At 70.0% G+C, this 19,369-nt stretch carries 21 protein-coding genes; 10 read left to right on the top strand and 11 right to left on the bottom strand.

Going from position 1 to position 19,369, the window contains the following annotated elements; translation table 11 throughout:
* The 3 genes from VHK87_RS04530 to VHK87_RS04540 form a co-directional block, all read right to left on the bottom strand.
* A partial coding sequence (locus VHK87_RS04530) for a beta-ketoacyl synthase N-terminal-like domain-containing protein (protein WP_329633705.1) occupies positions 1 to 248 on the bottom strand: 248 nt, incomplete at its 3' end.
* Between the two features lie 20 nt (positions 249 to 268).
* Positions 269 to 805 (bottom strand): 3-hydroxyacyl-[acyl-carrier-protein] dehydratase FabA, encoded by a 537-nt coding sequence (gene fabA / locus VHK87_RS04535; protein WP_329633706.1) that lies wholly within the window; start codon positions 803 to 805, stop codon positions 269 to 271.
* 58 nt (positions 806 to 863) lie between these two features.
* Positions 864 to 1,343 carry an SH3 domain-containing protein gene (locus VHK87_RS04540; RefSeq protein WP_329633707.1) on the bottom strand — a complete coding sequence of 160 codons (480 nt, stop codon included), beginning with the start codon at positions 1,341 to 1,343 and terminating at the stop codon, positions 864 to 866.
* A 131-nt stretch (positions 1,344 to 1,474) separates the two neighbouring features.
* Between VHK87_RS04540 and VHK87_RS04545 the strand changes: the two genes are divergently transcribed.
* Entirely contained in the window at positions 1,475 to 2,461 is a 987-nt protein-coding gene (locus VHK87_RS04545; RefSeq protein ID WP_329633708.1) for a D-glycerate dehydrogenase, read from the top strand.
* An 18-nt stretch (positions 2,462 to 2,479) separates the two neighbouring features.
* On the opposite strand, the gene VHK87_RS04550 is transcribed toward VHK87_RS04545, so the two are convergent.
* The 3 genes from VHK87_RS04550 to VHK87_RS04560 all read right to left on the bottom strand — a co-directional run bounded on the left by VHK87_RS04550 (position 2,480) and on the right by VHK87_RS04560 (position 5,893).
* A complete protein-coding gene (locus tag VHK87_RS04550; RefSeq protein WP_329633709.1) occupies positions 2,480 to 3,718 on the bottom strand; it encodes a calcium-binding protein in 1,239 nt (412 codons plus the stop codon).
* Positions 3,719 to 3,859: 141 nt separating this feature from the next.
* Complete coding sequence (locus VHK87_RS04555) at positions 3,860 to 5,017, bottom strand: calcium-binding protein (protein WP_329633710.1); 1,158 nt, start codon at positions 5,015 to 5,017, stop codon at positions 3,860 to 3,862.
* A 114-nt stretch (positions 5,018 to 5,131) separates the two neighbouring features.
* Entirely contained in the window at positions 5,132 to 5,893 is a 762-nt protein-coding gene (locus tag VHK87_RS04560) for a molybdopterin-synthase adenylyltransferase MoeB (protein ID WP_329633725.1), read from the bottom strand.
* Positions 5,894 to 5,897: 4 nt separating this feature from the next.
* Here VHK87_RS04560 and hslV point away from each other — a divergent pair, with 4 nt between their 5' ends.
* Genes hslV through VHK87_RS04580 form a run of 4 tightly spaced genes read left to right on the top strand, consistent with a single transcriptional unit; the run spans position 5,898 to position 9,399 of the window.
* Positions 5,898 to 6,479 (top strand): ATP-dependent protease subunit HslV, encoded by a 582-nt coding sequence (gene hslV, locus VHK87_RS04565; RefSeq protein WP_414694108.1) that lies wholly within the window; start codon positions 5,898 to 5,900, stop codon positions 6,477 to 6,479.
* On the top strand, positions 6,466 to 7,323 hold the full coding sequence (locus VHK87_RS04570) for a DUF4440 domain-containing protein (RefSeq protein WP_329633712.1): 858 nt from the start codon (positions 6,466 to 6,468) through the stop codon (positions 7,321 to 7,323). The genes hslV and VHK87_RS04570 overlap by 14 nt, the downstream gene beginning before the upstream one ends.
* Positions 7,324 to 7,331: 8 nt before the next feature.
* The gene (gene hslU, locus VHK87_RS04575; RefSeq protein ID WP_329633713.1) at positions 7,332 to 8,636 is read left to right on the top strand and encodes an ATP-dependent protease ATPase subunit HslU; all 1,305 of its coding nucleotides are present in this window, start codon (positions 7,332 to 7,334) and stop codon (positions 8,634 to 8,636) included.
* Between the two features lies 1 nt (position 8,637).
* On the top strand, positions 8,638 to 9,399 hold the full coding sequence (locus VHK87_RS04580; protein ID WP_329633714.1) for a M48 family metallopeptidase: 762 nt from the start codon (positions 8,638 to 8,640) through the stop codon (positions 9,397 to 9,399).
* 31 nt (positions 9,400 to 9,430) lie between these two features.
* Here the strand turns inward: VHK87_RS04580 and VHK87_RS04585 are convergent, their stop codons facing one another.
* Positions 9,431 to 9,904 carry a DUF2244 domain-containing protein gene (locus VHK87_RS04585; protein ID WP_329633715.1) on the bottom strand — a complete coding sequence of 158 codons (474 nt, stop codon included), beginning with the start codon at positions 9,902 to 9,904 and terminating at the stop codon, positions 9,431 to 9,433.
* 87 nt (positions 9,905 to 9,991) lie between these two features.
* Here VHK87_RS04585 and nth point away from each other — a divergent pair, with 87 nt between their 5' ends.
* Together nth and VHK87_RS04595 are read left to right on the top strand one after the other, a co-directional pair.
* Positions 9,992 to 10,723 (top strand): endonuclease III, encoded by a 732-nt coding sequence (gene nth, locus VHK87_RS04590; RefSeq protein ID WP_329633716.1) that lies wholly within the window; start codon positions 9,992 to 9,994, stop codon positions 10,721 to 10,723.
* Between the two features lie 135 nt (positions 10,724 to 10,858).
* Complete coding sequence (locus VHK87_RS04595) at positions 10,859 to 11,122, top strand: SWIB/MDM2 domain-containing protein (RefSeq protein ID WP_329633717.1); 264 nt, start codon at positions 10,859 to 10,861, stop codon at positions 11,120 to 11,122.
* A gap of 208 nt (positions 11,123 to 11,330) precedes the next feature.
* On the opposite strand, the gene VHK87_RS04600 is transcribed toward VHK87_RS04595, so the two are convergent.
* The 4 genes from VHK87_RS04600 to VHK87_RS04615 all read right to left on the bottom strand — a co-directional run bounded on the left by VHK87_RS04600 (position 11,331) and on the right by VHK87_RS04615 (position 16,372).
* Positions 11,331 to 12,521: an amidohydrolase family protein gene (locus VHK87_RS04600; protein WP_329633718.1), complete on the bottom strand. Its 1,191-nt coding sequence runs from the start codon at positions 12,519 to 12,521 to the stop codon at positions 11,331 to 11,333.
* Positions 12,522 to 12,598: 77 nt separating this feature from the next.
* A complete protein-coding gene (locus tag VHK87_RS04605; protein ID WP_329633719.1) occupies positions 12,599 to 15,442 on the bottom strand; it encodes a M16 family metallopeptidase in 2,844 nt (947 codons plus the stop codon).
* Between the two features lie 32 nt (positions 15,443 to 15,474).
* On the bottom strand, positions 15,475 to 16,032 hold the full coding sequence (locus tag VHK87_RS04610; RefSeq protein WP_329633720.1) for a GNAT family N-acetyltransferase: 558 nt from the start codon (positions 16,030 to 16,032) through the stop codon (positions 15,475 to 15,477).
* A 7-nt stretch (positions 16,033 to 16,039) separates the two neighbouring features.
* The gene (locus tag VHK87_RS04615; protein WP_329633721.1) at positions 16,040 to 16,372 is read right to left on the bottom strand and encodes a DMT family transporter; all 333 of its coding nucleotides are present in this window, start codon (positions 16,370 to 16,372) and stop codon (positions 16,040 to 16,042) included.
* A gap of 350 nt (positions 16,373 to 16,722) precedes the next feature.
* Here VHK87_RS04615 and VHK87_RS04620 point away from each other — a divergent pair, with 350 nt between their 5' ends.
* The 3 genes from VHK87_RS04620 to VHK87_RS04630 form a co-directional block, all read left to right on the top strand.
* Positions 16,723 to 17,052, top strand: a complete 330-nt coding sequence (locus VHK87_RS04620) for a helix-turn-helix transcriptional regulator (RefSeq protein WP_329633722.1) — start codon at positions 16,723 to 16,725, stop codon at positions 17,050 to 17,052.
* 9 nt (positions 17,053 to 17,061) lie between these two features.
* On the top strand, positions 17,062 to 18,372 hold the full coding sequence (locus VHK87_RS04625; RefSeq protein WP_329633723.1) for a calcium-binding protein: 1,311 nt from the start codon (positions 17,062 to 17,064) through the stop codon (positions 18,370 to 18,372).
* Between the two features lie 75 nt (positions 18,373 to 18,447).
* Positions 18,448 to 19,369 (top strand): adenosine kinase (locus tag VHK87_RS04630; protein WP_329633724.1); only part of this gene is annotated, 922 nt, incomplete at its 3' end.

Raw genomic sequence — 19,369 nt, forward strand, 5'->3', positions numbered from 1 at the left:
ATCGCCTGCTCCATGGCGATGTGGCCGAAGGCGGTGCCCTGCGCCAGGAAACGCGCCGCCCGCCGGTCCACCATCGATTCCCAGTCGATCTGCGGGGCCGCATGGACCTGGCAGCGGAAGCCCAGCTCGGCGTACTCGGGCGCGGCGGTCACGCCGCTCTTGGCCTCTCGCAGCGAGGCGAGCACCTCGTTGGCGTTGTTGCCGATGGATGAGACGATACCGATCCCTGTGACGACGACGCGCCGCATTCGATAATCTACGCTCCGCTCTAAGCCTGGGCCGCCCGGGCCGACATGAGACCGACCTTGAGGTCCTTCGCCGTGTAGATGGGGACCCCGTCGGCCTCAAGCACCGCATCCCCAAGTCCCATGACCAAGGACCGATTGATGACCCGCTTCATGTCGACCTTGTAGGTCACCAGCTTGATGTCCTGGGTGACCTGGCCGGAGAAGGCGACCTCGCCGCAGCCCAGGGCGCGGCCGCGGCCCTTGCCGCCGATCCAGCCCAGGAAGAAGCCGACCAGCTGCCACATGGCGTCGAGGCCCAGCGAGCCCGGCATCACCGGGTCGCCCAGGAAGTGGCAGTCGAAGAACCAGAGGTCGGGACGGATGTCGAACTCCGCCTCGATGTAGCCCTTGCCGTAGGCGCCGCCATCCTTGGTGATGATGGTCATGCGGTCGAACAGCAGCATCGGCGGGGCCGGCAGCTGGGCGTTGCCGGGTCCGAACAGCTCGCCGCGCGCGCAGGCCAGCAGCTCTTCGTACTCGTAGCGGTTCTTGACCGCCGGGATCGTTGTATCCGCCATCACCAGCCAGGCCGTGCTTAAGGAAGGGTGAGGCCCTAACACGACCCCCCGCACCGGCTCAACGACATTGGGGACGTTCGTCCGTACCCCAAAGCTCGCCCGCCGGCGCCCAGCCGGTGGTCCGGCCGGCGCGGATGCGGCACCATCCTTCGCTGCAGCGATCCAACGCGGCCAGGGACCGCGGGTTCAAATAGGCGAAGGGGCGCATCTGCGCCTCGGGCTTGCGGCGCAGGCCCAGGGCGTTGGGGCGCACCCGCATCACCATCCGCCGTCCGTCGGTGGTTCGGCGGTGAACCCAGGCGCTGCCGCCGTCCGGATCGCACACCTTGCGCCACTCCCGGGTCTCGGCGACCACCTGCACCGGCAGCCCCTTCACCCGGTAAATCCAAAGGCGGCGGTGGTCGTCGGCGGGGCCGGAGCGGGCGTTGACCTCGTCGAACTTCAGCGAGACGTAGCGCGGCACCGGCAGGCCGGACGGCGTTGGCCGGTCGGCCGCCAGCGCGGCGGTGGCGCCGGCCAGAACAAGCGCCGCCGTCAATTTCAGCAGCCCGCGTTTTAGATGTCCGCTCAATCGGTGCTCGCCTTGGCCGCCGTGGGGGGCTTTGCTAGAAGCGCGCAAAATCGCGCCTACAGCCGCGCCCCCAGGAAACCCCCTTTTCGTACCCGCTCATGGCCGCCCGCAAGCCGAAAGTCATCGTCACGCGCAAGCTCCCCGATCCGGTGGAGACGCGCATGCGCGAGCTGTTCGACGCCGAACTTAATCTCAGCGACGAGCCCATGAGCCGTGACGCGCTGGCGCAGGCGCTGCAGCGCGCCGATGTGCTCGCCCCCACCATCACCGACAAGCTGGACGCCGAGACGCTGGCGCTGGCCGGATCGCAGCTGAAGCTGATCGCCAACTTCGGGGCGGGGGTCGACCACATCGACGTAGCCGCCGCCAACGCCAAGGGAATCACCGTCACCAACACTCCCGGCGTGCTGACCGAGGACACCGCCGACCTGACCATGACCCTGATGATGGCCGTGCTGCGCCGGGTCGTGGAGGGCGCCAACATCCTGCGCGAGGGCAAGTTCTCCGGCTGGTCGCCCACCTGGATGCTGGGCCGGCGAATCACCGGCAAGCGACTGGGCATCATCGGCATGGGCCGCATCGGCCAGGCCGTGGCCCGCCGGGCCCGGGCGTTCGGGCTGCAGATCCACTACCACAACCGAAAACCGGTCTCGCACCTGATCGCCGAGGAGCTGGGCGCCACCTACTGGGACAGCCTGGACCAGATGCTGGCCCGGGTGGACATCGTCACCGTGCACTCGCCGCACACGCCGGCGACCTATCACCTGCTGTCTGCTCGGCGGCTGAAGCTGCTGCAGCCCCACGCCATCGTCATCAACACCGCCCGCGGCGAGATCGTCGACGAGGCCGCGCTCGCCCAGCTGCTGACCGCCGGCAAGATCGCCGGCGCCGGCCTGGACGTGTTCGAGCGGGAGCCGGAGATCAAGCCCGAGCTGCTGGCCGCCCCGAACACCGTCCTTCTGCCGCACATGAGCTCGGCGACCGTCGAAGGCCGCATCGACATGGGCGAGAAGGTGATCATCAACATCAAGACCTGGATGGACGGCCACCGCCCGCCCGACCGGGTGATCCCGGCGATGCTGTAGGCGGCGGCCGCCCGCCGGTCAGAAGATGAAGTCGGCGCTGCGCAGATCCGTGAGCTGCGTATTGCGCAACGTGATGGTGGTGTCCGGGCGGTCGAACTCGAACACCACGTGAGCGCCGTCCTGCCTCGCGAAGGTCATCAGCTCCTGGAAGGTGTCCCACCGGATGTTGTCGTCGATCAGATCGATGCGATCGACGCGCGGCTTGAAGTCCTCGATCACCGTCTCGCCGTAGGGAGTCACCTCGAAGACGTCATAGCCGCCGCCGCCCTTCAGACGGGCGCCGCCTAGATGCGCAACCAATAGGTCGTCGCCGGTTCCACCATCGGCGAAGCTCATTTCGGAGGGGTAGCCCCCAGAGCTCAGGATAACGTCGTCGCCGGCCCCGCCCAGGAGGGTGTCAGCGCTGTCGCTGTGACCGATCAGCAGATCATTGCCGGCGTCCCCCCGCAGGACGTCCCGTCCATGAGAGCCGTCTTCGGCGCCTCGGCCCCCATCGAGGGTGTCGTCCCCGTCCCCGCCGCTCAGGGTGTCGTCTCCCCAAAGGCCATGGAGATGATCTGCGCCGCCACGGCCCTGAACCGAATCGTCGCCCAACCCGCCCCAGAGTTGGTCCTCCTCGTCGCCGCCCCGCAGCGTGTCGTTCCCCTGGCCCCCCCAGCCGTATCCGGCCCCTGACCCGAAGCTGATGACGTCGTTCCCGAGGCCGCCCCAGACCAGCGAGACCTCCCCCTGACCGGTGAGGACGTCCGCAGCATCCCCGCCGTAGATCAGGGTGGGCGTGATGTCCGAAGGCAGCCAGGCCCCCGCAATCAACAGCCTGTCGCCGTAGTCGCCCAGCGCCCCGTCCGACATCAGCACGCCGCCGTACCGCGCCTGAGACGCCGTCATCACGTGGTCGCCGCCCGGGAGGTCGCGACGGAGAGATATGTGGAGGTCCGTCAGCGACAGGTCAGTGCCGTTGCTGGCCAAGTTCAGCAGGGCGGAGGGATGGATGTCCCCCTCGTTGAAGTCGCCGATCTGCGCCCGTTCAAACGTGAAGTCGGCGATCCACTCGGCCGGGAACCAGTCCGAGGTCTCATACGCCTGTAGATGCAGGTAGGCGGCCGTGCCTTGCTCCGTGAGCGTGAGGCGACCACCGACGGTCTCACCCTGGGCATAGCCGTAGGGGGCGGCGCTCAGCCCGGCGCCGACTTCGGGATCGCCGGCATAGTCATCCTCGACAACGCCGTAGAATATGAAACTGGCTTGTTCCGCCATGGAAGCCTCCCTCAGGTTCGGGCCTTGTACCGGACGCCGGATGCACCCAGGACCGGCCGCGGCACCGCAACCGCAGGACGAGCTTGCGGGTCCATCATCACGTGGAGTTGATCAGATGGACCCGCCCTCTCGGGGAGGAACTCAGCCGACGAAGTCCCCGTCGTCCAACTGGCTGACCAGGATGTTCTTTACGGTGAGGAAGGTCTGGCCGTTGTAGGCGAATTGCACGTCGCTCCCGACTTGCGTCGCCAAGCTCAGGACGTCCACGCCCGGCGGGACGCTCAGCGCCTCCAGCTGGTCGGTTCCGTTCTGGAAGTCATGGACCACCGTTGGGCCGAACTCGAGGTAGAAGCGGAAAACGTCCTCACCGCCGCCCCCGCGAAGCGCAGCGCCCTGCAGTATGTCGTCGCCAGTTCCACCATCCAGGGAGTCCGCGCCTTCGAGGTCGATCAGGGTGTCGTCGCCCCCTTCCCCTCGAAGCGTGTCGTTGCCGAAGCCGCCGTCCAGGTAATCGTCCTCGGCGCCGCCCGTCAGCGAATCGTTCCCCTGACCGCCGGCCAGAGTGTCTTCGCCGTCGCCGCCTTGGACCAAGTCGTTGCCGGCCAGACCGTTGAGCATGTCGGCGCCGCCGCGGCCGGCCACGGTGTCGTCGCCGAGGCCGCCCCACATCTGGTCCTCCTCGCCGCTGCCCCGCAGCGAGTCGTTACCCGCTCCGCCCCAGGCGTAGGTGCTGTTCGAGCCCTGCACGGTGTCGTTGCCGCCGAAGGCCCAGATCATCGAGACCTCGCCCTTGGACTTCAGCACCTGACCGGCGTCGGTGCCGTAGATCAGGTTCGGATCGATGTCGTCCGGGATCCAGGCGCCGGAGATGTCCGCCGCCCCGTAGCGCAGGCCGCTCTCGGAACCGTTGCCCTCCTGTTCGATAAGCCGCGCGCCGCCGCTTTCGAATTGGTTGACGCGGAAGAACAGCGACCCGGGAGGCGAGAGCGGCTCGGGGTCGACGTCGATGTGCGCGCCGATGAAGCTGGCCTCTACGATCGACAGATCGGTCCCGTTGCTCCGGAGGAAGAAATCATCCGTGATGAACATCGAGTGGCCGTCGAACGTCAGCTCGATGTCGTCGTCGTTGCGCGTGAAGATGGAGCTTTCGTCCTCGACCGCGTCCTCCCAGTCGTCCTCGATCTCGCCGGTCAGCGTGAGGTGGGCCTGGACCTTGTCGCCGGTCGCGTACTGGAAGTTTGGCGTGCTGGTCGGATCAACGCTTTCAACGACTCCGTAGAAGGTGAACGAGGTTGCCATCGACGTCTCCCAGAGGTCTTGCCGCGCCGCTCCCACGGCGGCGCGCGCACGGGATCCCTGCGGCTCCCGCGCCGCCCCCAACCGGAATAATGGTTAATAGGTCGCCGATCACGGTTAGTTGACCGGCGCTCTATCCTTTGTTGAGGCGCACACCTCGCATTCCGGATCAGCGCCGATCCGCACCGTCCGGGTCTCGGCGGAGAGGCCGTCGTAGAGCATCAAGCGGCCCAGCAGCGGCTCGCCGGCGCCGGTGATCAACTTGACCGCCTCCAGCGCCATGATCGAGCCGATGACGCCGGCCAGGGCGCCGACAACGCCGACCGCCGAGCAGGTCTCAGCGTCCGGCGGGATCTCCGGCACCAGGCAGCGGTAGCAGGGCCGGCCGCCGTAGACGCCGATCTGGCCCGTCCAGCGGCCGATGGCGCCCGAGACCAGGGTCTTTCGCTGCGCCACGCAGGCGGCGTTGACCGCGAAGCGGGTGGCGAAGTCGTCGGTGCCGTCGAGCACCAGGTCGACGCCCCGGACCAGCTCGCCGGCGTTGCCGGCGTCGAGCCTGGCCTGCACCGTCTCGATGTGCGTGTGGGGATTGAGGGCGGCCAGGCGCAGGGCGGCCGTCTCGACCTTGGGCCGGCCCACCTCGTCCTCGGCGTAGAGCACCTGGCGCTGCAGGTTGGAGCGATCGACGACGTCCGGGTCGACCAGCACGAGGCGGCCCACGCCGGCCGCGGCCAGGTACAGCGAGGCCGGCGCCCCGAGGCCCCCAGCGCCGACGATCAGCACGCTGGCCGCCTTCAGCTTCTGCTGTCCCGGCCCGCCGATCTCGCGCAGCACCAGGTGGCGCGCATAGCGCTCCACCTCCTCGTCGGAAAACGCCACCGCCTTGACCTTGCCTTCCTGTCTCGCCACATCCGCGACGATGTCGAACGCCGCCTTCCCCGACTGGCATGGGACCACCATCTTGGCCGTGCGCAAAGGGGGACGCACCGTCATCGCCGGCGATGGGCAGGTGTCCATGGGCCAGACGGTGGTCAAGGCCGCGGCGCGCAAGGTGCGCCGGCTGGCCGGCGGCAAGGTGATCGCCGGCTTCGCCGGGGCCACCGCCGACGCATTCACCCTCATCGAGCGGCTGGAGACCAAGCTCGAACAGTATCCCGACCAGCTGGCCCGGGCTTGCGTTGACCTGGCCAAGGACTGGCGCACCGACCGGGTGCTGCGGCGGCTGGAGGCCATGCTGCTGGTGGCCGACAAAGACAATGTCTTCACCGTCACCGGCGCCGGCGATGTGTTGGAGCCGGAGCGCGGCGTGGCCGCCATCGGCTCGGGCGGCAACTTCGCCCTGGCTGCCGCCCGGGCGCTGATCGACACCGACGCCGACGCCGAGACGATCGCCCGGAAGGCGATGGCCATCGCCGCGGAGATCTGCGTCTACACCAACGGGGAGCTGACCGTTGAGGCCATCTGAGGCCGCGCTGATCGTGGGCCTCGCGCTCGCCGCCGCGCCGGCCCTCGCGGCCGATCCCGCGCCGGTCATCGCCGCCGAGCGGGCCTTCGCCGCCGACGGGCTGGCGCTGGGCTACAAGGCCTCGTTCCTGAAGCATTCGGCGCCGGACGCCATTATCATGCAGCCGGGCCCGGTAAACGCCCACGAGACGCTGAAGGCCGCGCCCGATAAGGGCGGCCCTGCGCTCTATTGGTGGCCCGTGTGGGCGGGCCTCGCCCGCTCGGGCGACCTCGGCTTCACCACCGGCCCCTACACGCTCGCCGGCAAGCACGGCGGCTACTACTTCACCGTCTGGAAGAAGCAGCCGGACGGGCGCTGGAAGTGGATCTACGACGGCGGCGCCGGCGGCTCGGGGCCGCACGTGCCGCCGCCGCCCACCAGCAAGCCGCGCCGCCTGGCCGACGCGCCCGCCGCGGCGGGATCGGCCGCCAAGGCGATGAAGGAGGTGGGCGATGCCGAGGCCAAGCTCGCCGCCATCGCCCAGAAGGACCTGAAGGTCGCCTACCTCGCAGCCCTGGCCGACGACGCCCGCATCCAGGGCTCGCCGGCGCCGCCGGCGGTCCTGGCCCCCGAACGCGAGCGAGAACTTGGCGCCCGGCCCGCCGCCGTCGCCTTCAAGGCGCTCGGCGGCCAGGCCTCCAAGGCCGGGGACCTGGCCTTCACCTACGGTGAGGCGCGCTGGACCAAGGATGCGGCCGAGGCCAAGGGCCACTACGTGCGTATCTGGCGCAAGGGCCAGGCCGGCTGGCGCATCGTCTACGATCAGCTGCAGCCCCTGCCCGCCGCGAAACCGGCGAGCGCCTGACAAGGACCATGACCGAGTTTTCCCCCCGCGAGATCGTCTCCGAGCTCGACCGCTACATCGTCGGTCATCCCGAGGCCAAACGCGCCGTGGCCGTGGCCCTGCGCAACCGCTGGCGCCGCCGTCGTGTGCCCGCCGAGCTGCGCGACGAGGTGACGCCGAAGAACATCCTGATGATCGGCCCCACCGGCGTCGGCAAGACCGAGATCGCCCGTCGGCTGGCGCGCCTGGCCCAGGCGCCGTTCCTGAAGGTTGAGGCCACCAAGTTCACGGAGGTCGGCTACGTCGGCCGCGACGTGGACCAGATCGTCCGCGACCTCGTCGAGAGCGCGATCGGAATGGTGCGCGACAAGCGCCGGGCCGCCGTCCGGGCCCGGGCGGAGGCCGCCGCCGAGGAACGCATCCTCGACGCCCTAACCGGACCCGGCTCCACCGCCGCCCGCGAGGCGTTCCGAAGGAAGCTTCGGGCCGGCGAGCTGGACGACAAGGAAGTCGAGCTGCAGCTGGCCGACGCCAGCTCGCCCTTCCAGGCGCTGGAGATCCCCGGCCAGCCGGGCGCCTCGATGGGCATGCTCAACATCGGCGACATGTTCGGCAAGGCGTTCGGGGGCCGGACCAAGACCCACAAGACTACCGTGATCGGGGCCTGGGCGCCGCTGATCGCCGAGGAGAGCGACAAGCTGCTGGACCAGGAGGCGCTGACCCAGGAGGCGCTGGAGCTGGCGGAGAACCAGGGCATCGTCTTCCTGGACGAGATCGACAAGGTGGCCAGCCGCTCCGACCGCGCCGGCGCCGACGTCTCCCGCGAGGGAGTTCAGCGGGACCTGCTGCCGCTGATCGAGGGCACGACGGTGGCGACCAAGTACGGGCCGGTGAAGACCGACCATATCCTGTTCATCGCCTCGGGCGCCTTCCACGTGGCCAAGCCGTCGGACCTGTTGCCCGAGCTGCAGGGGCGACTGCCGATCCGGGTGGAGCTGAAGGCGCTGAGCCGCGACGACTTCCGCCGCATCCTGACCGAGCCCGAGGCCAACCTGATCGTCCAGAATCAGGCGCTGCTGGCCACCGAAGGCGTCACCCTGACCTTCACCGAGGACGCCATCGACGCGATGGCCGACGCCGCCGTCCAGGTGAACGGGGCGGTGGAGAACATCGGCGCCCGCCGGCTGCAGACGGTGATGGAGAAGGTGTTGGAGGAGGTGAGCTTCACCGCCGCCGACCGTTCCGGCGAGACGGTGACGGTGGACGCGGCCTACGTGCAGCGGCGGGTCGGCGAACTGGCCCAGAACGCCGACCTGTCGCGGTTCATCCTCTAGCATGTGCCGCGCCTGCCCCTCTCGCCGCTGGCTGCTCGGCGCCCTGGCCGCGGCCCCGCTGGCGGCCTGCAGTGAGAACGCCGACACCGGCCGAAACCAGCTGATCCTCGTGGACGACGGCCAGCTCGCGGGCCTGGCCGACCAGGCCTGGGGGGACCTGCGCGGCAAGACCCCGCTGCTGCGCGATCCCGAAGCCCAGGCGCGCGTCGCCCGCATCGGCGCCGGCATCGCCAAGGCCACCGGCCGCACGGACCTGCAGTGGGGCTACGCCGTCTTCGACAGCCCGGACGTCAACGCCTTCGTGCTGCCCAACGGCAAGGTGGCGGTGTTCCGTGGCCTGCTGGCCGCCGTCCGCTCCGACGACGAGCTGGCGGCGGTGATGGGCCATGAGGCCGGCCACGTGGTCGCCCGCCACGCCGCCGAGCGGGTCTCCCAGCAGCTGGCCATCCAGGCCGGCGTTGGCCTGGCGCAGATCCTGCTCTCGGAGGGGGCCGGCGAGAACGCCGACGAGATCGCCGGGGCGCTCGGCATGGGCGCCATGTACGGCGTCATCCTGCCCTACTCCCGCAAGCACGAGCTCGAGGCCGACGTCCTGGGCCTGACCCTGATGGAGAAGGCGGGCCACGACCCCAAGGCCGCCGTCGCCTTCTGGGAGCGCCGCATCGCCGAGGCCAAGGGCCAGCCCAACGTGCCCGAGGTGCTATCCACCCACCCCGCCGACGCCACCCGCCTGGCGCGGCTGCGGGAAGCGGTGGCGGCGTAAAGATCCTCCCCGCGGGGGGAGCATCTTGCTCTCACGCTCGCTCGTTCTTCGCCCGCCAGATCGCCGTCTCCAGCGCCCTAGCGAATTCGGCCCGCTCGCGGGGGCTGAGGGCCTGAGCGACGGCGACTTCGCGCCCGGAGAGCCGCAGACGCAGGGCGACGGGGATCTCGTCCTCCACCTCGAGGCTCACGCGGGTGAAGGCGGTGGGAGAGGCCCACACCAGCTGGCGCCATCTCGGGGTCTCGTGGGTGATGGTGATCTCGGCGGCGCTGACCTGGATCCGCTCGACGCGCTTGGCGGCCGCGTAGCTGACCAGGAAGGCCACCACGATGGCCACCACGTCCAGCCCCAGGAACAGCGGCACGAAGAGGGCGCCCATGTAGAGGAAGACGGCCGCGGCCAGCACGTTGAACAGGGTGATCAGGCTGATGAGGATCACGAAACCGCGCTGCGAGAGGCTGCGGTTCGGCGTGATCTCGGCGTCCATGTAGAGCAGCCGGTCCATGCGGACCTCACGGAAATTGTCGGCGCGAATTTACCCCGCCCCGCCGCCTTGGCGAAGAGGGTCGAACACGGCAAGTGTGTCTCCCTCATGGCCAGACCCGTACCCGCAAAACGGCTGAAGCCTGCCGAGCAGGCGCGCATCGCCGAGATCTTCGACCGCTTCTCCGCCCTGTCGGACGATCCGCGCACCGAGCTCGACTACCGAGACCCCTTCACCCTGGTGGTCGCCGTGGCGCTCTCGGCTCAGGCGACGGACAAGTCGGTCAACAAGGCGACCGAGAAGTTGTTCGCCGTCGCCCCGAGCCCTCAAGCCATGCTGGCGCTCGGCGAGGAGGGGCTGATCCCCTACATCGCCTCCATTGGCCTGTTCCGCACCAAAGCGAAGAACGTCATCGCCCTCTCGCGCATCCTGGTGGAGCAGTACGGGGGCGAAGTCCCGCTGACCCGCGAGGCGTTGCAGGCGCTGCCCGGCGTCGGGCGCAAGACCGCGAGCGTGGTGCTGAACGAGCTTCGGATCGAGCCGGCCATCGCGGTCGACACCCACGTGTTCCGCGTGGCGCACCGGCTGGGGCTGTCCACCGGCAAGACCCCCGACCATGTGGAGGCCGAGCTGATGTCCAAGGTGCCGGAGCCCTACCTCTCCCGCGCCCATCATTGGCTGATCCTGCACGGCCGCTACACCTGCGTCGCGCGGCGGCCGAAATGCGAGGAATGCCCCGTCGCCGACCTCTGCCCCTCGCGCCACCTGTTCCTCGCCGGGGGCCCAAGCGGCGCCGTAGCGTCGCGTCCCCGACGCAGAAAAATCGCCTCTGCGGCGTAATGGCGCTTTCATCGCGTCAAAAGGCGCGTTTCCACAGGTGACAGGCCGGCAACAGACGACGTAGCGTGACGGCCAAGCGACTCACCGGCGGCTGAGGGCCGGGGGCGCGTGCCTCATTGGGAGCTGGCGACTAAAATGGCAGACACGAAAAAGAAGCCCAACGCGCTGCAGCAGCCGCTGCAACCCTCCGCCGAACTGCAGGCCGTGATCGGCAGCGGCCAGGTTACCCGGGGCGAAGTGGTCTCCAAGATTTGGGACTACATCAAGAAGAACAACCTGCAGAACCCGGCGAACAAGCGCGAGATCGTGGCTGACGACAAGCTGAAGCCGGTGTTCGGCGGCAAGGACCGCGTGTCCATGTTCGAGATGAACAAACACCTGGCGGCGCACCTGAAGTAGGGCGACCCCCGACGCGGCCGCGGAGATCCCGCGGCCTCTGTCGCTAAGACGCGGCGTCCATCGGGCGCCGCGTTTTTCGTTTCAGAGCTTCAACCAAGCTCCGTCATCGCCGGGCTTGTCCCGGCGACCCATCCCATTGCGGCAGGCCGGGCTCGTCAGGATGGGTGGCCGGCATGAAGCCGGCCATGACGAAGAAATCTAGGTGGCGCTACGCCACCTCCAGCCGCTTGGGATAGCGCAGGTCCTCGGCCAGGCCCGCGCCCATCAGGTCGATGAAGTTCTCAGAGTAGAACCGGCGCACGGCCCGCTCGGGCGTGCCCTGCAGGGAGTCGTCGAAGCGCTTCAGCGGGTTTCGGCCGCCTTCCACGTGCGGGTAGTCGGAGGAGAACAGGCAGACCTCCTCCCCGGCGTTGGCGATGATCCAGCCCACGTCCTCGTGCGGATAGGGCGTCACCCGCAGCTGGCGGCGGACGATGTTGGACGGCCGGTCGGAGAGCTTCTGCAGCCGCTCCTCATTCTTGACGAAGGCCTGGGCGGCGGAATCCAGGAACCGCATCCAGCTGGGGACCCAGGCGGCGCCCAGCTCGATGGCGCCGAACTTCAGGTTCGGGAATCGGTCGAAGACGCCGTCGATGACGAAGGCGGCGAGCGTCTTCATCGGCGCCTGCGGGATGGCCATGAAGGACAGGGAAGTGAAGTTCTCCTCGCCCCCGTGGAAGTCCTTCACCCGCGGCAGGCCGTTCTCGAAGTAGGCGGGGTTCAACTTCTCCTCGCCGCCCACGTGGAGGACGATCGGCAGGCCCGCCTCCTCGGCCATCCGCCAGACGGGATCGAGGGCGATGTGGCTGGGCGCGTGGTTCTGCGGCGGCTTGGAGGGAATCAGCAGCGCCTTGCAGCCGAGCTCGATGGCCTCGCGGGCGGTCTTCGCCGCCAGCTCGAAGTCCTCCAGCGGCACGTAGCCGGTCGGCAGCAGGCGCCGGTCGACCTTGCAGAAGTCGGTCATCATCCGGTTGTGGGCGCTGGCCGCCGCATAGGCGAGTTCGAGATCCTCGCTCTGGTCGAGGCCGAAATTGTTCAGGCAGAAGGTGGTGAAGACCAGCTGGCTGGCGAACCCTAAGAGATCCAGCGCGCGCGGCCGATCGTTCGACGTGAAGGCCCCCAGGGCCTGGTAGTTCTTGCGCAGCAGGATGTTCTCGTCGGCGCTTGCCCGGAACTCCGGGTCGGCCTGCTGTTCCCTCACCTTGTCGGTCCAGCCCGCCTTGCCGAGCTTGTGCCGGTAGACCGGCAGCGCGTGGTAGCGCTCGAGCAGGCGCTTCTCGAAATAGGGATCCAGGACGTCCGGCAGCTCCATCAGGTGCGAGTCGGCGTCGTGCACCAGGCGGTCTTGCACGTAAGGCATGGGGCGCATCCTCCTTATGGTTGGAGGCATCACACGCCTGACGGGCGGCGAAGGCAACCTCGCCGGTGCGCCGGCCCTTACAGGACCGCCGCCGTCTGGCCCGCCGTCTCGGGCACGATGTGCGCCTTCCAGGCCTTGTCCTCGGTCAAGTAGCGCTGGGCCGCCGCGCGAAGGGCCGCCGGCGTCACCGCCTGGATCTGCGGCATCAGCGTGCGGGCCGATTCCGCCCGTCGCGGGTCCTCGTGGACGCCGGCCAGGGCGACGAGCCAGTAGGCGTTGGTCTGGCGGCCGGCGGCGTACTCCTCGACCCTCGGGCGCTTGGCCCGCTCCAGCTCGTCCGCCGTGACCTCCCGGGTCCGCAGGTCCGCGACGATGTCGGAGATGGCGGCGAACACCTTGTCCCCGTCCTGCGGCTTCACCTCGGCCATGGCCATCAGGTAGCCGTAGCCGGAGAACACTTCCGAGCTCAGCATCTCGGTCTCGGTCGCGTAGGCCAGGCCCTGCTCGCCCCGGAGCCGGTCGAACAGCCGAAGCCCGATCACCTGCTCCATGACGCGCAGCGTGCGGGCGGCCTGCGGGTCGGCGAAGAAGTCCGGGATCGGCCAGGCGGTCAGCGCCAGGCTCTGGTCGGATCGGCCGTAGTGCTTGATGCGGATCGGCGCCAGCGGCTTGCCCGGGAAGGTCGGCCCCTTGGCCAGCGTCCTCCCGTCGGCCGGCCTGGCCCTGGGCGGCAGCGCGCCGAAGGTGCGGCCCACGGCGGCGATCGCCTCTTCCGCGGTTACATCGCCGACGACCGTCACCTCCAGCGCTCCCGAGGCGAGCTGCGGCCCGAGCGCCGCCTTCAGTTCGTCCAGCCTGGCGGCGCGGATCTCCAGGGCGGTCGGCTGGGCCCAGCGCCGGTCGCCACTGCGCATCAGGGTGCGGACCTGGCGCTGCAGGATGCCGCCGGGGGTGCCGTCCATCCGCGAGATGTTGACGCCCAGCTGGCTGCGGACCCGCTCGAACGCCTCGGCCCGCCAGCCGGGCTCGGCCACATAGGCCGACATCACCTGCAGCTGGGTCTCGAAGTCCTCAGGCCGTGTGCTGCCGTCGAGCCGGAAGGCGTTGTCGGTGATCGAAGGCGAAACGGACCAGACCTTGCCGGCCAGGGCCAGGGTGAGGTCGTCGTAGCTCATGCTTTGCAGGCCGCCGAGCACGTAGGCGGTGGCGGCCCAGTCCGGGCTGGAGCGGTCGGCCGGCAGGGCCAGGCGGCCCTCGCCGATCCGTACGCCGACCAGCACCTGGCCGGTGCGGAACTTGGTCGGTTTGACGGTGAGCCGCACGCCGTTGGCGAAGGTCACCAAGGTGGCGTCCAGGTCCTCGATCTTGCGCTGGCTGGCGATCTTGCCGGGCTGGGCGGGGCTCTTGTACGCCCAAGCCTTGGCCTGCACCGACGGCGGCGCGACGGGACGGATCTGGGCCTCGTGAACGGCGGCCAGCACCGTCTGCTCGCCGCCCTCCACCGAGACCGGCGTGACCACCGTCACCAGCGGGCCCTCGCCGGAGAAGGCCTTGCGCAGGGCGGCCTCCACGTCGTCCGGCCTCAGGCCCTTCACCGCCGCATCGAAGATCACCACGTCCTGCTCTGAGGAGGTGAAGACGCCGTTCTCCTCCAGGGTCTGGAGGATCTCGTCGGCGAGCCGGGCGCTAGGCTCGGTCACCGTGCCGTAGGCGCGGTTCTGCAGCCGGGCGCGCCAGTCGGCGATCTCCACCTGCAGCTCGGCTTGGCTGACCCCGTGCTCCAGCAGCTGGCGCTGGGCCAGGATCAGCGCCTGCAGCGCGGCGCGGCCGTCCGCAGGGGCGCTGGCCTGCATCACCGTCATGCGGCCGGAGCGCAGCACATCCTCGCGCTGGGCCAGCGCGGCGGTGAACGGCGGGGAGGCGCCGGAGGCCTGCCGCTCGAGGCGCCGGTTGAGCACCGCAAGACCCAGGTATTCGGCGATCATCGCCCGGATGCTGCCCATGCTCTGCGGGGAGGGATCGTGCGGTCGGATCCAGGTCAGCGAGACCCTGGGCGGCAGCGCCCCTTCCACGAACACCTTGGCGGTGGCCTTGCGGGCCCCCGGCGCGCCCAGGTCGGGCTCCTGGCCGGCCGGGCCGCTCGCCTGCCAGTCGGCGAACAGCGCCTTGATCCTGGCTTCCACCTTGGCCGGCTCGACGTCGCCGACGATCACCAGCACGGCGCGATCGGGTCGGTAGTAGCGGCGGTAGAAGTCGCGGATGCGCTCGTAGGGCGCGGTTCGGATCACCTCCTCGGTGCCGATCGGCAGCCGGTCGCCTGCCCGCCGGCCGGGGAACCAGTAGGCGAACTGGTCGACGGTCAGCTGGGTCATCGGCCCTTCGCGCAGCCGCTTCTCGTTCAGGACCACGAGGCGTTCGGCGTCGATGGCCTTGTCATCGAGGGTCAGCGCGCCGACCTCGCGCATCAGCTTCAGGGCGACGTCCAGGCTCGGCTCGTCGGCCAGCGGCAGGTCCATGTTGTAGGTGGTCTGGGTGGCGCTGGTGAAGGCGTTGACGCCGTCGCCCTTGCGCACCCCGATCCGCTCCAGCGAGCGGAAGAGCTCGCCGGGCGGCACGTTCTTGGAGCCGGCGAAGGCCATGTGCTCCAGGAAGTGGGCCAAACCCCGCTCATTGTCCGCCTCGTGCAGCGCCCCCACGTCGAGGCGCAGGCGCAGCGAGGCGCCCTTCGCCGGGCTGGTATTGGGCAGGATCACGTAGCGGAAGCCGTTGGGCAGCCGCCCGAAGGTGGCCCGCGGGTGGGGCGAAAGATCGCTCGCCTCATGGGTCCAGACCGGGGGCGCGGCCAGCGCCTGTCCCGCCCCGACGCCGGTGAACCCCAGGACCAGCGCCGCCGCCAGTGCGCCGATGCGCCGCTTAATCATCCAACACCCCGTTTCACGCGTTCGGCGCGATCCTAGCCGATCCGTTTGGCCATGAAGATGTCCGGCCGTCCAAATCCGTTCGCGTGCGGCATCACGCCGACCACCTGATAGCCATGCCGCCGATAGAAGGTGAAGGCATGGCCGCCCGTCGGCGCGATCTCGGCGGCGGCCTGCAGGACGTTCGGGAAGAGCTCGCGGCCATAGAGGTTGGTGCCGTCCGTCTCGTCGTCGGTCCCCAGGTAGAGGGTGATGATCCCCGCGGCCCGCACCCGCGCCTCGAGCGCGGCCAGCAGCCGGCCGCCGATCCCCCGCCGCTGACAGGGCGGGTCGACCGCCAGCGGGTGCAGCTCCCAGGCGTGGGAGTAGGTCTCGATCACCCCGATCCAGCCCAGCACCCGGTCGCCATCGAGCGCAACGAGGCCGCTGCGGTCCTCGTCGGCGATCGTCTTGACGACCTCCGCCTCCGCCGCCCCAGGCTCGGCGAAGTCGGTCCAGGGCAGGGCCTCGCGCAGGATGCGGGCCGACTCGGCGCGCTGGCCCTCGGTGAGGGTGGAGAGATCGACGATGCTGCAGTCCATGTGGAGCAGCATAGCGCGGTCAAAGCAGCCGATCGTACCTCAAACCCAGCACGCCCAGGACGATCAGGCCGATCCAGAAGGCGCGCTCGGAATCCAGCCGCTCGCCCATCACCAGCGCGCCGGTGGCGACGGCGAGCACGGCGGCCACCCCGCTCCAGGCGGAGAACACCGTGCCGGCGGGCAGCACCTGCAGCGAGACTCCCAGCAGCAGCAGCAGGGCCGCGGCCGTCCCCAACGAGACCGTCGTCCACAGGGGATCGGTGAAGCCGGCCGCATGCTTCAGGCTGACGGCCATCAGGGCGCCGAGCGCGCCGGCGACCAGCAGGGCGCTCCAGGCGACGGTGAGGGTCATGCGCGCGCTCCATCCGGCGAAAAGAGGAGCCCGCCGCCGCGAGCGGGGGAGGATCAGTCGCGGCGGCGGGCGATCGCCCAGTCGGGGGGCGTTCGGCTGCCCAGGGAGCCGAACCTGGGGGCGATCAGGAGGGAGTTCGCCGAAGCCCACGCCTTCGGCGCGCTCTCCGGCTTCGGCGAGGTGACCCGTCCCTCCCACGGGCGACGGCGATTTTGCGTGCGAGGCCCCGGGCGGGACGCTATGTTGTGCAAGCACGAGCCGTTTCACGTTGTGGATTTACTTGTTGCGTAAGAACTGTACACACGGACTTCAGGCTGAGCAAGGGGGATCGCGCGTGGTCCGGTGGATCGATGCCTAGGCCGACGCCGGATCCGCAGCGGGCGGCGGAGACCAAGAGCCTGCGCCGCGAGGCCGGACGCTGGCTGAAGTCGGCGCGCGAGGCGGCGGGCCTGACCCAGGCCGAGGTCGCCGAGCGGGTCGGCCTGCGCTACTACACCTTCGTCTCGCAGGTGGAGAGCGGGGTGGGTCGGGTCCCGATCGAGTCCCAGGCCGCCTGGGCCGAGGCGCTGGGGCTGGACCCGGGCGAGTTCGCCAAGGCGCTGCTCAGGTTCTACGAGCCGGAACTCTATCGCCTGCTGTTCGGCGACGACGCGCCGGCCGCCTGGGCGCGGGAAGCCTAGGGCGGGCCGATGGGCGACATCATCCCCTTCATCAGCCGGCTGGTCGGCCGCCTCGACTGGAGCTCCGGGGAAAAGGCACGGCTGCAGCAGCTCGCCGACAAGCTCGGGACCGGGTCGCTGGACCTGGAGGTGGTGTTCGGCCGCAGCGACCAGGGTGAGCCCTGGTGCGCCGTCACCGGCGAGGACCAGGAGGTGCTGGTCCACATCGCCCGCATCGGCGGCCGGTTCATCGTCCACCACATCGCCCAGGACGTGCTGGAGACCGGATCGACCCTCTGGACCGCGGTCGAGCGGGCGCTCGGCGAGGCCTGGGGCGAGACGCCGGCCCCGGCCCTGGCCGAGATCACCCCCTTCGAGGCCCACACCCGCCAGACCCACATCCTCAGCGCGCTGGTCGTCGCCGCGGTGCTGATCGAGGCCGAGCTCGAGCCGTTCGCCGAGCCGGCCGCCGACCTGCCGCTCGCCGCGCCCCTGGCCGAGAGCTCGCCCGGCGATGTCCCACCGGCCGCCGCCGCCGAGACGGACGCCGCGGTCCAGGCGCGGGCCGCTCAAGAGGAGGCCGCCAGGCCCTCGAGCGGCGCCAAGAAGCTGGTCCCCATGGCGCTCTATGAGACCGAGGACGCTGAGCCGGTTCGCGCGGCGGCCCCGCCCCCGGCCTTGCCCGACGGCAAGCCCGCCCAGGTCGAGACGCTGGAGGCGATCGTCATCGAGGCCGACCCGGCGGCGGAGCGGGAGGGTCCCGCCATGCCCCGCCTGATCGGCGGCGACGGCGACGACGAGATCACCGGCACGCGGGCCGCCGAGGTGCTGATCGGCGGCGCGGGCGACGACACCCTGGACGGCGGCGGCGCGCCCGAAGGGACGTGGGACTGGCTGCACGGCGGGGTGGGCGATGATCTGATGACCCTCGGCTCGCAGGTGGTCGCGGAGGGCGGGCCGGGCGCGGACCGGTTCCTGTTCACCAGCCGGTCGGCCGGTGACGGCGCCCAGGTGCTGGGCCGCGTCGTCGACTTCACGCCTAGCCAGGGCGACGCGCTCGTCTCTGAAGGCGTGCTGGTCACCGCCACTCCCGAGGCGGACATCCTCGCAGGCACCGCCCCGTCGCCGGGCGGCGGCGGGCCCAACGCGCCCCTGCCGGGCTTCCGCGTCGGCGTCGACACCACCGGCGACGGCCAGGCCGACGGCGTGGTGCTGCTCGCCGGCGGCGAAGTCGGCGGCTTTCTGGCGGCCAATGTGCGCGGCTCCGCTCCGGCCGAAGCGCCCTCCGCCGAGCCGGCGCAACGCCCGCCGGAGCTCGACAGCGGCGGCTTCCTGTTCTGACCGCACCCCGCCGCGTTGCCCCGCGGCGGGTTTCGGGCTAGGCGAGCCCCCTCCCCTGCCCGCGCGAGACCCTTCATGCCCGAGCTCTACGACGTCACCGCGATCGGCAATGCGATCGTCGACGTGATCGCCCCCGCCGAGGAGGGCTTCGTCGAAAAGCACGGCTTCACCAAGGGCGCGATGAACCTCATCGACGAGGCGCAGGCGACGAAGCTCTACGCCGATATGGCGCCCGGCATCGAGACCTCCGGAGGCTCGGCCGGCAACACCGTCGCGGGCGTGGCCAGCTTCGGCGGGAAGGCGGCGTTTCTGGGCAAGGTGGCGCCGGACCAGCTGGGCGAGGTGTTCGCCCATGACATGCGCGCCATCGGCGCAGCCTTCGACTCCGCGCCGCTGACCGGCGGCCCGGCCACCGCCCGCAGCCTTATCAACGTCACGCCCGACGGCCAGCGGACCATGTGCACCTTCCTGGGCGCCTCGGTTCACTTCTCGCCCGCGGACATCGACCGGTCGCTGATCGAGGCCTCCAAGATCGTCTACCTGGAAGGCTATCTGTTCGACGCCCCGGCCGCCCGGCGCGCCTTTGAGCAGGTGGCCGAGATCGGCCAGGCGGCGGGTCGGATGATCGCCATGACCCTCTCCGACTCCTTCGTGGTCGAGCGGCACCGTGACGACCTCCTGGCTTTCATCGACCAGGGCGTCGACCTCCTGTTCGCCAACGAGGAAGAGGCCAAATCGCTCTTCCAGACAGAAGACTTCGAGGAGGCGGTGTCGCGGCTCCGCGGCCGGGTGAAGATCGCCGCCGTCACCCGATCGGAGAAGGGCTCGGTGGCCGTCACGGCGGCCGAAACCTACGCCGTTCCGGCGGCGCCGGTGGAAAAAGTCGTGGACACGACCGGCGCGGGCGATCAATACGCCGCGGGATTCATGTTCGGCCTGGCGGGGGGCCGGCCGCTCGACGCTTGCGCGCGGCTGGGTTCGCTGGCGGCGGCCGAGG

The sequence above is a fragment of the Phenylobacterium sp. genome, from assembly GCF_036263695.1.
Classification (GTDB): Bacteria; Pseudomonadota; Alphaproteobacteria; order Caulobacterales; family Caulobacteraceae; genus Phenylobacterium.

Coding starts and splice junctions, on each gene's coding strand:
- fabA (WP_329633706.1), bottom strand. CDS start 805: ATGGCGGATACAACGATCCCGGCGGTCAAGAACCGCTACGAGTACGAA.
- hslU (WP_329633713.1), top strand. CDS start 7,332: ATGACCGAGTTTTCCCCCCGCGAGATCGTCTCCGAGCTCGACCGCTAC.
- VHK87_RS04555 (WP_329633710.1), bottom strand. CDS start 5,017: ATGGCAACCTCGTTCACCTTCTACGGAGTCGTTGAAAGCGTTGATCCG.
- VHK87_RS04625 (WP_329633723.1), top strand. CDS start 17,062: ATGGGCGACATCATCCCCTTCATCAGCCGGCTGGTCGGCCGCCTCGAC.
- VHK87_RS04580 (WP_329633714.1), top strand. CDS start 8,638: ATGTGCCGCGCCTGCCCCTCTCGCCGCTGGCTGCTCGGCGCCCTGGCC.
- VHK87_RS04585 (WP_329633715.1), bottom strand. CDS start 9,904: ATGGACCGGCTGCTCTACATGGACGCCGAGATCACGCCGAACCGCAGC.
- VHK87_RS04595 (WP_329633717.1), top strand. CDS start 10,859: ATGGCAGACACGAAAAAGAAGCCCAACGCGCTGCAGCAGCCGCTGCAA.
- VHK87_RS04615 (WP_329633721.1), bottom strand. CDS start 16,372: ATGACCCTCACCGTCGCCTGGAGCGCCCTGCTGGTCGCCGGCGCGCTC.
- nth (WP_329633716.1), top strand. CDS start 9,992: ATGGCCAGACCCGTACCCGCAAAACGGCTGAAGCCTGCCGAGCAGGCG.
- VHK87_RS04545 (WP_329633708.1), top strand. CDS start 1,475: ATGGCCGCCCGCAAGCCGAAAGTCATCGTCACGCGCAAGCTCCCCGAT.
- VHK87_RS04550 (WP_329633709.1), bottom strand. CDS start 3,718: ATGGCGGAACAAGCCAGTTTCATATTCTACGGCGTTGTCGAGGATGAC.
- VHK87_RS04605 (WP_329633719.1), bottom strand. CDS start 15,442: ATGATTAAGCGGCGCATCGGCGCACTGGCGGCGGCGCTGGTCCTGGGG.
- VHK87_RS04600 (WP_329633718.1), bottom strand. CDS start 12,521: ATGCCTTACGTGCAAGACCGCCTGGTGCACGACGCCGACTCGCACCTG.
- VHK87_RS04620 (WP_329633722.1), top strand. CDS start 16,723: ATGCCTAGGCCGACGCCGGATCCGCAGCGGGCGGCGGAGACCAAGAGC.
- VHK87_RS04610 (WP_329633720.1), bottom strand. CDS start 16,032: ATGCTGCTCCACATGGACTGCAGCATCGTCGATCTCTCCACCCTCACC.